The 12,110-nt window shown below is 68.9% G+C and carries 12 protein-coding genes; 6 read left to right on the top strand and 6 right to left on the bottom strand.

The window, feature by feature from the left end; all coding sequences use genetic code 11:
• The first annotated feature begins 42 nt into the window (after positions 1–42).
• Both WG902_RS15415 and WG902_RS15410 read left to right on the top strand, forming a co-directional pair.
• The gene (locus WG902_RS15415) at positions 43–978 is read left to right on the top strand and encodes a hypothetical protein (protein ID WP_340061020.1); all 936 of its coding nucleotides are present in this window, start codon (positions 43–45) and stop codon (positions 976–978) included.
• A gap of 31 nt (positions 979–1,009) precedes the next feature.
• On the top strand, positions 1,010–1,780 hold the full coding sequence (locus WG902_RS15410) for a type III pantothenate kinase (RefSeq protein ID WP_340061019.1): 771 nt from the start codon (positions 1,010–1,012) through the stop codon (positions 1,778–1,780).
• A 207-nt stretch (positions 1,781–1,987) separates the two neighbouring features.
• Here the strand turns inward: WG902_RS15410 and WG902_RS15405 are convergent, their stop codons facing one another.
• Together WG902_RS15405 and WG902_RS15400 are read right to left on the bottom strand one after the other, a co-directional pair.
• Entirely contained in the window at positions 1,988–3,085 is a 1,098-nt protein-coding gene (locus WG902_RS15405; RefSeq protein ID WP_340061018.1) for a M14 family metallopeptidase, read from the bottom strand.
• Entirely contained in the window at positions 3,082–4,278 is a 1,197-nt protein-coding gene (locus tag WG902_RS15400; RefSeq protein WP_340061017.1) for a M20 aminoacylase family protein, read from the bottom strand. The genes WG902_RS15405 and WG902_RS15400 overlap by 4 nt, the downstream gene beginning before the upstream one ends.
• Positions 4,279–4,364: 86 nt before the next feature.
• Between WG902_RS15400 and argE the strand changes: the two genes are divergently transcribed.
• Positions 4,365–5,531 carry an acetylornithine deacetylase gene (gene argE / locus WG902_RS15395; protein ID WP_340061016.1) on the top strand — a complete coding sequence of 389 codons (1,167 nt, stop codon included), beginning with the start codon at positions 4,365–4,367 and terminating at the stop codon, positions 5,529–5,531.
• 87 nt (positions 5,532–5,618) lie between these two features.
• Here argE and WG902_RS15390 read toward each other — a convergent pair whose 3' ends face one another.
• Positions 5,619–6,749 (bottom strand): ABC transporter substrate-binding protein, encoded by a 1,131-nt coding sequence (locus WG902_RS15390; RefSeq protein ID WP_340061015.1) that lies wholly within the window; start codon positions 6,747–6,749, stop codon positions 5,619–5,621.
• A 95-nt stretch (positions 6,750–6,844) separates the two neighbouring features.
• Between WG902_RS15390 and WG902_RS15385 the strand changes: the two genes are divergently transcribed.
• From WG902_RS15385 to WG902_RS15375, 3 genes are read left to right on the top strand one after another with little or no spacing between them, the layout of a single operon-like run.
• Positions 6,845–8,905 carry a molybdopterin-containing oxidoreductase family protein gene (locus WG902_RS15385; RefSeq protein ID WP_340061014.1) on the top strand — a complete coding sequence of 687 codons (2,061 nt, stop codon included), beginning with the start codon at positions 6,845–6,847 and terminating at the stop codon, positions 8,903–8,905.
• Between the two features lie 17 nt (positions 8,906–8,922).
• A complete protein-coding gene (locus tag WG902_RS15380; RefSeq protein WP_340061290.1) occupies positions 8,923–9,999 on the top strand; it encodes an aminopeptidase in 1,077 nt (358 codons plus the stop codon).
• Positions 9,992–10,420 carry a polyhydroxyalkanoic acid system family protein gene (locus tag WG902_RS15375; protein ID WP_340061013.1) on the top strand — a complete coding sequence of 143 codons (429 nt, stop codon included), beginning with the start codon at positions 9,992–9,994 and terminating at the stop codon, positions 10,418–10,420. Before WG902_RS15380 ends, WG902_RS15375 begins: the two co-directional genes overlap by 8 nt.
• Before the next feature lie 3 nt (positions 10,421–10,423).
• On the opposite strand, the gene WG902_RS15370 is transcribed toward WG902_RS15375, so the two are convergent.
• The 3 genes from WG902_RS15370 to WG902_RS15360 form a co-directional block, all read right to left on the bottom strand.
• A complete protein-coding gene (locus tag WG902_RS15370; RefSeq protein ID WP_340061012.1) occupies positions 10,424–10,678 on the bottom strand; it encodes an acyl-CoA-binding protein in 255 nt (84 codons plus the stop codon).
• A gap of 78 nt (positions 10,679–10,756) precedes the next feature.
• Positions 10,757–11,206, bottom strand: coding sequence for a hemerythrin domain-containing protein (locus WG902_RS15365; RefSeq protein WP_340061011.1), 450 nt, complete (start codon positions 11,204–11,206; stop codon positions 10,757–10,759).
• Positions 11,207–11,306: 100 nt separating this feature from the next.
• A complete protein-coding gene (locus tag WG902_RS15360; protein WP_340061010.1) occupies positions 11,307–12,080 on the bottom strand; it encodes a hypothetical protein in 774 nt (257 codons plus the stop codon).
• Between the last annotated feature and the right edge of the window lie 30 nt (positions 12,081–12,110).

Below are 12,110 nucleotides of genomic sequence, written 5' to 3'. Positions count from 1 at the left end.
GTCCGGTATCCGCGGCCGGGCGACGGCAGTACCATGGCGCCCATGAGCCCCACCGAAGACGACCTCACCGCGTCCCTGATGACGCCGGCCAAGCTGGCGCAGCTCAAGGTGCGCCCGAAGGAGCCCAGCTCCCCCGCGGCGTGGCTCGACCAGCTGGCGGCGGATGCGGGCAGCGGGCACGTGCGGCGGCTGGCCGACCTGCGCGGGCAGCTGGAGGCGCAGGTGTTGGAGCGCAACTACGACGGCGTGCGGGCGGCGGCGGAAGCGCTTGGTCTCGCTTTGTCGCGGCTCGATTTCCACCAGGTGCAGCCCAAGGGCTGGCTGGCCCGCGCCACCGGCAAGGGCAAGGAAGCCGCCGCGGACTTCAGGACACACCACGAGCGCATCGGCGGCGCGGGCGACGAGCTGGCCATCGAAGTGCAGGCGCTGGCCAGGAAGCACCAGGCGCAGGCCGTCCTCGCCGAACGCACGCTCGCCGGCTTCGAGGCCGAGGTGCGCGCCATCGAGAAGATCATGGAGCAGGTCACGCGCTGGCTGCAGGACATGCGTGGCCAGCTGAAGGTGCGCGAGGCCGCCGGTGGCGACGATGCGGTGCGGGCGCAGCTGCAGGAAGACACGGCGCGCTGCGAACTGCTGGTGGTGCGGCTCAAGCAGTTGCGCGCCGCCAGTTCGGCGGCCCACCAGGCGGCGGAACGCTGCCAGGCCGCCAGGCGCAACCGCGCGTTGGTGCTGGAATCGGTGCAGCAGACCCTCCATGGCGAGTGGACGACCTGGCGCACCACGGTGGGCGAGGTCGCGGAGGAAGCGGCCGCCACCGGCGCGGCCACGCGTGGCATCGAGGCGGCCCTGGCGGTGCACGCCGCGCTGCGGGCGGCCCTCGAGCAGACGGTCCAGGATTGCAGCGGCATCGCCGCGCAGGAGCACGCGCTGGCGCAGGAGCTCGCCGCGCTGCAGGCGCCCTTGCAGGCGGCGGGCTGAGCGCCGTGTGCGCGCACACGCGTCGCCCTTCATGACCTTCCTTGCGATCGACATCGGCAACACGCGGCTGAAGTGGGCCCTGTACCCGGCCGCCGCTGACGGCGCGCAGCCGATAGCCGGCGGCGCCGAGTTCCTGGAGAACATCGACAAGCTGGCCGACGGCGAGTGGTCGCGGCTCGCGCGGCCGGGCCGCATGCTGGGCTGCTGCGTTGCCGGTGAAGCGGTGAAGCGGCGGGTCGAGGAGCAGATGGAAGAGCACTGGGACGTGCCTGCGCACTGGGTCGTGCCGAGCGCGGCCGAGGCCGGCATCGTCAACGGCTACGACCATCCGACCCGCCTGGGCGCGGACCGCTGGGTGGCCATGATCGGCGCGCGGCATCGCATGCGGGCGGCCGGGCCGGATCGCCCGATGGTGGTGGTGATGGTCGGCACCGCCGTCACGGTGGAAGCGGTCGACGTGAACGGCCGCTTCCTGGGCGGGTTCATCCTGCCCGGGCACGGCATCATGCTGCGTGCGCTCGAGAGCGGCACGGCCGGCCTGCACGTGCCCACCGGGGACGTCCGCGATTTCCCCACCAACACCAGCGACGCCCTCACCAGCGGCGGCACCTTCGCCATTGCCGGCGCCATCGAGCGCATGGTGCAGCACGTGCGCCGGCATTGCGGCGCCGAACCGGCGTGCTACATGACGGGCGGCGCCGGCTGGAAGATGGAGCCGCACATGTCGGTGACGTTCGAATTGCTCGAAAGCCTGATCTTCGACGGCTTGCTGGTCATGGCCCAGACGCGCGCCGCGGCGTGATGTCGGGGTGCGCTGGTCGCGCAACCCGACCTGCGTGACGATTTGTCGACGGGCTCGTGTCGGGGTGCGCTGGTCGCGCAACGCGACCTACGTGACGATATGTCGACGGGCTCGTGTCGGGGTGCGCTGGTCGCGCAACCCGACCTACCTGACGATAGGTCGATGGGCTCGTAGGCCGGGTTGCGGCGCAGCCGCACCCCGGCGTCCTTACACGGCCAAACCCTCGATCGCCTGCGCCATCGCCTCGCGCGCCTGCGCCAGGATCTGCTCGCGCCACGCATCGGTGTCGGTGTAGAACGCGTCGAAATTTGCCTTGCGGATCTGCGCCGCCAAGGCCGCGGGCGCATCGGGATGGCGGTTCAGCCATTGCTCCGCGCGCAGGGCCTGGAAGGTCTCCATCACCGGCACGGTGCCGTATTCCAGCGCCATGCCGGTGTACTCGGCCTGCGGACATTCGTCGTACGCGGAGGTGAACATCAACCCGGTCAGGAAGGCCGAAGTGGAGGAGCCGTCGTAGAAGGAGGTGACCGGCGTGCGGCCCGCGCCGCCCCACCAGGCCTGCGCCCGCTCGATTGCGGCACGGTCGTCCCGGCCGGCGTAGATGCGCTCGCCCAGGCCGCTCGGACCGAGCCCGGTATGGATATCGATCCAGGCGATGCGCCCGGCGCGGCGGCCATGCGTGCGCAAGACCTCGCGCACCGCCTGGTTGCTCCAGCTCGGCGCCTTGCCGCCGTAGAACAGCCCGTCGGCAAATTCGTACTGCCCGCGCGAGATGGCGGCCTGGTAGGCCTTCTCGCCGTGCTTGGCCACGTAGGCCTGCAGGGCCTGCAGGTTCTGCGCCGACGGCGGCCACTCCGGCGGCACCAGCAGCGGGTGCAGCTCGGGGTAGTCCGCGTTGCGCGGCAGCGGCGACGAGAAGTCGTGGAAGTTGCGGTTCAGGTCGATGTTCTCGTGCGTGGTGCGCCGAAAGTGCGAGAAGCCGTACGGATTGAGGGCATGGATGTACAGGACCGCAACGCCCGCCTCCGCGGCCCGTGCGCGCGCGCCCGCATCGCGCAGCGCATCCACCTGCACGCCGCTGCCGCAATAACCTTCGACGCCGTGGCAAGCGCTGCTGACGATCAGCAGCTTCGACGCGCTCGGGTGGCCGTCGCGGGCGACGTCCATGGCGAGCGGCTCGCCCTCCAGGCCCGGCAGGGGATGGGGTTTGGCCTCCACCGCCAGGCCGGCGTCGGCCGCCGCCTGCAGGAACTTGCCGCGCGCCTCGGCGTAGCTGGCCGAGAACGCGGACTGCGCCGAGCTCATCGAACGCCCGTGGCCAGCCACTCCTCGGCCAGGCGCACCCAGTACGTGGCCCCGAGCGGGATCAGGTCGTCGTTGAAGTCGTAGCTGGGGTTGTGCAGCATGCAGGGGCCGGCGCCGTGGCCCATCTCGCGGTGCGAGCCGTCGCCGTTGGCGATGAAGCAGTACGCGCCCGGCTTGGCTTCCAGCATGTACGCGAAGTCCTCGGCGCCCATGGTGGGTTCCTGCACCAGCACGTTGGCCTCGCCGACGATGGAGGCCATCACCTTGCGCGCGAACTCCGCTTCGTCGCGCGAGTTGATGGTGGGCGGGTAGTTGCGCACGAATTCGAACTCGCAGGCGGCGTCGTGCGCCGCGCAGGTGTGTTCGGCGATCTGCCGCATGCGCTTTTCGATCAGGTCCAGCACCTCGGTGCTGAACGTGCGCACGGTGCCCTGCAGCTCGCAGCTGTCGGGCACCACGTTGGTGGCCTCGCCGGCGTGGATCATGGTGACGGAGACCACGCCCGCGTCGATCGGCTTCTTGTTGCGGCTGATGATGGTCTGGAAGGCCTGCACCATCTGGCACGCGATGGGCACCGGATCGATGCCCAGGTGCGGCATGGCGCCGTGGCTGCCCTTGCCGCGGATGGTGATCTTGAACTCCGAGGTCGACGCCATCACTGGCCCGGGACTGACCGCGAACTTGCCGATCTGCGAGCCCGGCCAGTTGTGCATGCCGAACACCGCTTCCATCGGGCATTTCTCGAACAGGCCGTCGCGCATCATCTCGCGCGCGCCGCCGCCGCCCTCTTCGGCCGGCTGGAAGATCAGGTAGACGGTGCCGTCGAAGTTGCGGTTCTTGGCGAAGTGCTGCGCCGCCGCCAGCAGCATGGCGGTGTGGCCGTCGTGTCCGCAGGCGTGCATCTTGCCCGCATGCTTGCTGGCATGCGCGAAGGTGTTGAACTCCTGCATCGGCAAGGCGTCCATGTCCGCGCGCAGGCCGACCGCGCGCGACGAGGTGCCGTTTTTCACGATGCCGACCACGCCGGTCTTGCCCAGGCCGCGGAGGATCGGGATGCCCCACTCGGCCAGCTTGCCGGCCACGACGTCGGCGGTGCGCTGTTCCTGGAAGCAGAGCTCGGGATGGGCGTGGATGTCGCGCCGCACGGCGACGATGGAGGCGGCTTCGGTGACGATGGAGTCCAGGAGCTTCATGGGAATGCGTATGCGGCTGCGGAATCTCCCAGTCTACCGGGCGCATAAGGAACATGCCTATGAGGGGAATCCGGGACAATCGCGGGATGGCTTCGATTCCTGACCCCCGCGCCCTTGGATTGGCCCGCGCCCTCGTCGGCTTCAACACCGTGAGCGCCAACTCCAACCTCGACCTCATCCACTGCATCCGCGACGAACTTGCGCGCCTGGGCGTGAAGTCCCGGCTGAGCTACAACGCCGAGAAAACCAAGGCGAACCTGTTCGCTACGCTGGGCGAGGGCAAGCCGGCCGGCATCATCCTGTCCGGCCACACCGACACGGTGCCGTGGGACGGGCAGGACTGGTCCGTGGACCCGCTGGGCGCCGTGGTGCGGGATGGCCGGCTGTATGGACGCGGTTCCGCCGACATGAAGGGTTTCATCGCCACCGCGGTGACGCATGCCGAGCTGTTCCTCGCCAGCAAGGCGCCGTTCGCGATCCACTTCGCGTTCAGCTACGACGAGGAGATCGGCTGCTTCGGCGTCAAGGAGCTGATCGCGGACATGCGCGATGCCGGGGTCGCGCCGCTGGCCTGCATCGTCGGCGAGCCCACCAGCATGGTGCCGGCCATCGCGCACAAGGGCGTGTACCGCTACCGCTGCTGCGTGCGCGGCAAGGAGGCGCATTCGTCGCTGACGCCGCAGTCGGTGAATGCGATCGAGATGGCGGCGCGGGTGGTCGGCCGCGTGCGCGACATGGCGGAATCGATGGAGCGCGAGGAGCCGCGCTACGCAGGTTTCGACGTGCCGTTCTCCACCGCGAGCGTGGGCCAATTCCACGGCGGCATCGCCGACAACGTGGTGCCGCGCGACGCCGAGTTCCGCTACGAATTCCGCGACCTGCCCACCGCGGACGCGCGCCGCATGCAGGCCGACGTGGTGGCGTATGCGCGATCGCTGGAGCCGGCCATGAAGAAGGTGGCGCCGGACACCGGCTTCAGCTTCGACACCATCTGCGAGATCCCCAGCTTCCTCGGCTCTGCCGACGACGATGTGACCCGGCTCGCATTGCGGCTGGCCGGCGAGCGCCAGACCACCAACGTGGCGTTCGGCACGGAGGCGGGCATCTTCAAGAATGCCGGCATCCGCACCGTGGTGTGCGGCCCCGGCAGCATCGTCCAGGCGCACCAGCCGGACGAGTACGTGAGCCTGGAGCAGCTGCTGCGCTGCCAGGCGTTCATGGAAGGGTTGGCGGAAGTTCGGGCGCTTGAGTGACGATGCCGGGGTGCCCGGCGGCAACCCGGCCTACGCGAGTCCGTCCGTCCCGTAGGTCGGGTTGCCGCAGGCACCCCGACACCGCGTTCAGGTCCGAACCCGCCCATCCCCCGTCAACATCGACAGCTCCACGTACTTCGACGCCACGTGGTCGTTCGGCGAGAACGACACGTTGAAGCCGCCGAAGCTGTCGTCGCCGATGCCTTCCAGTCCCGCCACCAGGCCGTCGCGCGAGACCCTGGCGGGGCCGCGGCGCAAACCTTCGGTGATCACCTTGGCCGCCAGGTAGCCTTCCATGCTGGAGAAATTGGCCTGGTAGTCCTTGCCGCCCCGCGCCACCGCGCCGACGAATTCGCGCACGATCGCGCGGGAGGCGCTGTAGGGCGAAGGCATCACTTGCGACACCACCACGCCCAGGGCGTCCTTGCCCAGTTCGTCGGCCAGCGCCTGCGTGCCGACGAAGGACACGTTGAAGAACGTGCCGCCGAAGCCGGCGGCGCGCGCCGCCCGGATGAAGGCTGCGCAGCCCTTGTAGGCGCCGATCTGCACGATGCCGTCCGGATGCGCGGCGACCAGCTTCTTCACGGCCGCGGCGACTTCCACCGAATTCCGCTCCACGGTGGCGGTGGCGACCGGCCTGGTGTCGAGCGCGTTCAGCGCCCGCTCCACGCCGCTCAAACCGGCCTGGCCGTACGCATCGTTCTGGTAGAACACGGCGATCTTCTTCAGGCCGAGCGAAGTGAGCTGCCGGACGATCAGTTCCGTCTCGTCGTTGTACGAGGCGCGCAGGTGGAACGCGTAGCGATTGAACGGGGCGCGCAGCGCCATCGCGCCGGTGAACGGCGCGAAGAAGGGGACCTTGGCGCTGGTGGCCAGGGGCAGGGCCGCCACGCTGGTGGGCGTGCCGATGTAGCCGAACAGGGACACCGGGTCTTCGGCCAGCAGCTTGCGCGTGTTTTCCACGCAGCGGTCCGGCTCGTAGCCATCGTCCAGCCTGACCAGTTCGATCGGCTTGCGGTGCACGCCGCCCTGCGCGTTGACGGCGCCAAAATACAGCTTGGCGCCCTGGTGGAACTGGATGCCCAGTTGCGCGGCCTGCCCGGTGAAAGGGGCCGACTGGGCGAGCAGGATGCGCTCGCCTTGTGCGCGCAGGGCCGGCGCTCCGAGGGTGGCAACGGCGCCGGCAGTGGCGCGGAGGAGGGTACGGCGGTTCAGCATGCGCCGATTCTCCCCGCCTCATCCTTGCTTTGCCCTGTCGATTCACGTCGAATCGGCGCCCGCGCGACAATGACGATGCCTTAAGCAAAATCCTCATGGACGAACTCCTCGCCTCCACGTCCGCGCCGCCGCACATCGTGCGCGGCGCCTGTCCGCACGATTGCCCCGACACCTGCGCGCTGCTGACGACCGTGCAGGACGGCATCGCCATCCGGGTGCAAGGCAACCCTGGCCACGTTCCCACCGCCGGTGTCCTGTGCAACAAGGTGGCGCACTACGCCGAGCGGACCCACCACCAGCACCGGGTGCTGCAGCCCCTCAAGCGCGTGGGGCCCAAGGGCGCGGGCCGCTTCGAGCCGGTCAGCTGGGACGCTGCGCTGGCGGACATCGCGTCGCGCCTGTCCGCCATCGCGGCGCGCGATCCGCAGGCCATCCTGCCTTACAGCTACTGCGGCACCATGGGGCTGGTGCAGGGGGAAAGCATCGCCGCGCGCTTTTTCCACAAGGTCGGCGCCTCGCTGCTCGATCGGACCATCTGCGCGTCGGCCGGCGCGGAAGCGCTGACGCAGACCTTGGGCGGCAAGGTCGGCATGAAGGTGGAGTTCTTCGCCGAGTCGAAACTGATCCTGATCTGGGGCAGCAACTCCATCGCCAGCAACCTGCACTTCTGGCGGCTCGCGCAGGAGGCCAAGCGCAACGGCGCGAAGCTGGTGTGCATCGACCCGCGCCGCAGCGAAACGGCGGAGAAGTGCCACGAGCACGTTCAACTGCTGCCCGGCACCGACGCCGCGCTCGCCCTGGCGCTGATGCACGAACTGGTGGTCAACGACTGGCTGGACCACGACTACATCGCGCAGCACACGCTGGGCTGGGAGGCGCTGCGCGAGCGCGCGCTGCGCTGGCCCCCCGAACGCGCTGCCGCGGTCTGCGGCATCCCGGCGCAGCAGGTCCGCGACCTGGCTCACGCTTACGGGACCACCCGGCCCGCGGCGATCCGCCTGAACTACGGCATGCAGCGCGTGCGCGGCGGCGGCAATGCCGTGCGCGCGGTCGCCTGCCTGCCGGCGCTCACCGGGGCCTGGCGTCACCGAGCCGGCGGCCTGCTGCTTTCCAGCTCCGGCTTCTTCCCCGCCGACAAGGCCACGCTGCAACGGCCCGACCTGCTCGCCGGCCGCAAGGCTCGCACCATCAACATGGTGACCATCGGCGACGACCTGCTGCGGCCCGCATCGCCCGGGTTCGGCCCCGCCATCGAGGCCGTGGTCGTCTACAACAGCAATCCAGTGGCTGTTGCACCGGAGTCGGGCCAGGTGGTGCGTGGCTTCGCCCGCGATGACCTGTTCACGGTGGTGCTCGAACACTTTCGCACCGACACCGCCGACTACGCAGACTACGTGCTGCCCGCGACCACGCAGCTGGAGCACTGGGACATCCATGCCTCCTACGGCCACACCGACGTGCTGCTGAACCGGCCGGCCATTGCCCCGCTGGGCGAATCGCGCACCAACACGCAGGTCTTTCGCGAACTCGCCGCCCGGATGGGCTTCACCGAGCCGTGCTTTGGCGACAGCGACGAAGCGCTGTGCCGGCAGGCGTTCGGCTCGCACGTCGACTACGACCTGTTGTTGCGGCAGGGCTTTGCCAGCCTGGACATTCCCGACGCGCCTTATGCGAACGGCGGTTTCCCTTCGCCCTCCGGCCGGTGCGAATTCTTCAGCGAGCGGCTGGCCCGGCAGGGCATGGACGGGCTGCCCGACCACCTGCCCAATTACGAACCTGCCGGCAGCTCCACGCGCTACCCTCTGGCCATGATCTCGCCGCCGGCCCGCAACTTCCTGAACTCCACCTTCGTCAACGTCGAGAGCCTGCGCGACATCGAGGGGGAGCCGCTGCTCGAACTGCATGCCGACGATGCGGCCGCGCGGGGCATCCGGGATGCGCAGGCGGTGCGAGTCTTCAACGACCGGGGCGAATACTTCTGCAAGGCCCGCGTCTCGTCCCGCGCGCGTCCGGGCGTGGTCCACGGCCTGGGCATCTGGTGGCGCAAGCTGGGGCTGGCGGGCACGAACGTGAACGAGCTCACCAGCCAACGCCTGACGGACCTGGGCCGCGCCCCCACGTTCTACGATTGCCTGGTCGAAGTCCGGCCGGCGTGAGCAAGGGGACGATCTTCATGGGACTGGCGGGCGTGGCAGGGTTGGCATTGGCCGCGACGGTGTGCCTTTCGGGATGCGCGAACCTCGGGTACTACTGGCAGTCGGTCACCGGGCACCTCAAGCTCGTGAACGCCGCCAAGCCCGTCGACGAGTGGCTGCAGGAACCGGAGACCCCGCAGCGCATCCGCGACAAGCTGGCGCTGGCCAAGCGCATCCGCGCCTATGCCAGCAGCGAGCTGAAGTTGCCCGACAACCGCAGCTACCACCGCTATGCGGACTTGCGGCGCAGCGCCGCGGTGTGGAACGTGACCGCCGCCCCGGCCTACTCGCTGGAGCTCAAGACCTGGTGCTTCCCCGTGACGGGCTGCGTCGGCTACCGCGGCTACTACGACGAGCAGGCGGCGCGGGACGAAGCCGCGGAGCTCACGCGGCAAGGCTACGAGGCCGGCGCTTATCCGGTGACCGCCTATTCCACGCTCGGCTACCTGAACTGGCTGGGCGGGGACCCGCTGCTGAACACCTTCATCGTCTATCCCGAAGGCGAGCTGGCGCGCATCATCTTCCACGAACTCGCGCACCAGGTGGTCTATGCGAAGAACGACACGATGTTCAACGAGTCGTTCGCCACCGCGGTGGAGCGGCTGGGCGGCGAGCGCTGGCTGGCCACGCACGCGGACGACACCGCCCGCCGCGAGTACGCCGGCTTCGACGCCCGCCGGCGCCAGTTCCGCGACTTGTCGCGCACCACGCGCGAGCGGCTCAAGGCGGTCTACGAGGCCACGGGCGTGGCACCGGAGGACAAGCAGCGCCGCAAGAGCGAGGTCATGGCGCAGTTTCGCGAAGAGTATGCGCAGATGAAGGCGCGCTCCGGCGCCGAGCCGGCCGCCTGGCGCGGCTACGACCGCTGGGTGGCCAATGCGAACAACGCGTTCTTCGGTGCGCAGGCCGCGTACGACGAACTGGTGCCGGCGTTCGAAGCCCTGTTCCGCCGCCAGGGCGGCGACTGGCAGCGGTTCCATGATGCCGTCCGGCAGCTGGCCGCGCTGCCCAAGGAAGAACGGCATCGACAACTGAAGGAGGCCGCTGTTGGCTGACATCCACATCGTGCGCGAGCATGGCCTGGGCCTGCCGCAGGCACGCAAGCTCGCCTTCCGCTGGGCGGAAGTCGCGGAAAAGAAGATGGACATGGACTGCACCTACGAGGAGGGCAAGGTGTCCGACGTGGTCAGCTTCAAGCGTCCCGGCGCCAGCGGCGAGCTGAAGGTGACCAAGGACCGCTTCGAACTGGTCGCCCGGCTCGGCCTGCTGCTGGGGATGTTCAAGGGAAAGATCGAAAGCGAGATCGTCCGCAACCTGGACGAGCTGCTGCAACAGGAAGACCCGCTGCACGCCTTCGAGGAGGGGCTCGCCAGTCACGAGGCGAGGAAACACGCCAAGCCTGCCAGGCCCCACGCGGAACCGCACAAGGCGGCCGCGAAGGCCGTGGCCAAGGTGCCGGCCGCGCGCAAGAAGTAGCCGTCAGCTCAGGGACGTGATCAGCTCGACGTACTGGCGCTTGGCGTCGTCGTTGGAGGTGCCCTTCAGGCCGTTCCAGGCGTCCCACTTGGCCCGTCCGATCATGTCGCCGAAGCCCGGCTTCTTTTCGACGACGTCGCCGCTGGTGGCCTGCTTGTACAGGCCGTAGATCTTCAGCAGCGTGGCGTTGTCCGGGCGCTGCGACAGCTTCTTGGAATTCGCGACGGCGGCTTCGAAGTCGGCGTTGAGGTCGGCCATGGGTTCTCCTGCTCGAATCGGTGAACCGGCTATCTTAAGGTGCGGCCGCGGCTCGACACATCCGCCGGGGCCGAGCGATCAGGCTTCCTGCTTGACCCGCTGGGACGCGAATTCGGCCTCGTAGTCCGCAGCCAGTTGTTCCTTCTGCTCGTCGCTCAGCACTTCACCGGCCTGGGGGAAGAACTTGTCTTCCTCCTCCTTCAGGTGGTGCTCGATCTTGTCGCACAGCTTCTGGCAGGCGACCGACCATTCGACGGCGTGGGGGTCCAGCTCCTCGAGCTCTTCGACCATCTCGTCCATCTCGTGGTGTTCGGCGATGGCGTGGCGCGACAGGTCGACGGATGCGTCGTGCTGCATCAGGGGAACGTAGAAGCAGCGCTCCTCCGCGGTCTCGTGCGCCGCGAGTTCGCTTTTCAGTTCCTCGAACAGCTGCCGGCTTTCGTCGGTGGCCTGCTTGGCATCGAGGAGGCGGGCGCACAGCTCGCGCTGGGTCTGGTGGCTGACCATCAAGGCCTGGAAGATGTTCATGGTGGAGGATTCTTGCGGCCGGGCTGGCCGCCGCCTGTAGTCTGCCGGCGGCAAATCCCGTAGGCCGGGTTGCGGCAGAGCCGCACCCCGGCACCCCGATTCACACTTCCAGTTCCACCCGCGCCAACTCCACCTCCAGCCGCTCCTTCGCATCCCGCGGCTGCATCGCTGCGGCCTTCTCGTACAGCCGCGTGGCTTCCTGGTGCTTGCGGTCGCCTTCCAGCATCACCAGCCCGTTGGCGTACTCGATGATGGCGATCGGCGAGGTGGGGTGCATCTTCAGCGCTTCCTGGAACATGCCGAGGCCCGTTTCCTTCTTCACCCCATACGTCATGCCGCCGATCAGGGTGCCGACCTTGTCGATCACTTCGGCATGGAAGGCGCCCAGCGCCACATGGGCGTCCGCATGGCGCGGTTGCAAGGCGATGGTGCGCTCCAGGGCCTGCTTCACCTTACCCCCCAGCCCCTGCGCCAGCGCCTTGGCGACGCTGATGCCCTGGCTGTAGCGGCCCAGCGCATAGCCCTGCCAGTACCAGGCATTCGGATTGCGCGGGTCGGCCGCCGCCTGCTGTTCAGCGCGCTGCGCCGCCTCCAGCAGCAAGTCCAGGCGCGCCTTTTCCTGCTTCTCGAGATAGTTCGCGTAGATGCACGTGGCCTTGACGGCGACCGTCGCGCCTGCGCCGCCGGCGGCCAGGCCCGCGTCACGGGCTTCCTGGAAAGCGCCGTTGTGGAACAGCACCCAGGCCTGCAGGACGGCGGGGTCGGCCGGCAGCGGCTCGGCGTCTCCGGCATGCAGGACGGCCCACGCATCGGCGACGCTTTTCGCGTCGTGCTGGTAGGCGCCGGCATACGGAAAGGCCGTCCACTTGGCCATGACTTTGTCTCCCCTGGCTTTTCCCCCGTG

Source organism: Ramlibacter sp. PS3R-8 (assembly GCF_037572435.1).
Lineage (GTDB): Bacteria > Pseudomonadota > Gammaproteobacteria > Burkholderiales > Burkholderiaceae_C > Ramlibacter.
Note: the sequence above shows the minus strand (reverse complement) of the source record. Positions and strands in the feature narration are given on the sequence as shown.